Source organism: Tatumella ptyseos ATCC 33301, assembly GCF_000735525.1.
Classification (GTDB): Bacteria; Pseudomonadota; Gammaproteobacteria; order Enterobacterales; family Enterobacteriaceae; genus Tatumella; species Tatumella ptyseos.
In genome coordinates, this window is the sequence record NZ_JMPR01000076.1 from 1 (window position 1) to 309 (window position 309).

Consider the following 309-nt stretch of genomic DNA (forward strand, 5'->3'; position numbering starts at 1 on the left):
GTTTCAGCAGGCACTGCTGAATGATGGTGGAGCTAAGCGGGATCGAACCGCTGACCTCCTGCGTGCAAGGCAGGCGCTCTCCCAGCTGAGCTATAGCCCCATCGATGGTAATTTTCTGAAGTGTCCTATTCTTTTTCAGACAAGGCATGGCTTCGCGACGCATAGCCTGCTATGCGAGCCGGAGTCATAACGCCGTATGAGAAAGAATTGGTAGGCCTGAGTGGACTTGAACCACCGACCTCACCCTTATCAGGGGTGCGCTCTAACCACCTGAGCTACAAGCCTGCAGAAGATTACTGCTCTCTTTAA

General features: G+C 53.1%; 2 tRNA genes. Both read right to left on the reverse strand.

Annotated features, from left to right (window positions below):
- Positions 1-24: 24 nt before the first annotated feature.
- Positions 25-100, reverse strand: a tRNA-Ala gene (locus tag GTPT_RS16620).
- A 108-nt stretch (positions 101-208) separates the two neighbouring features.
- Positions 209-285, reverse strand: a tRNA-Ile gene (locus tag GTPT_RS16625).
- Positions 286-309: the final 24 nt, after the last annotated feature.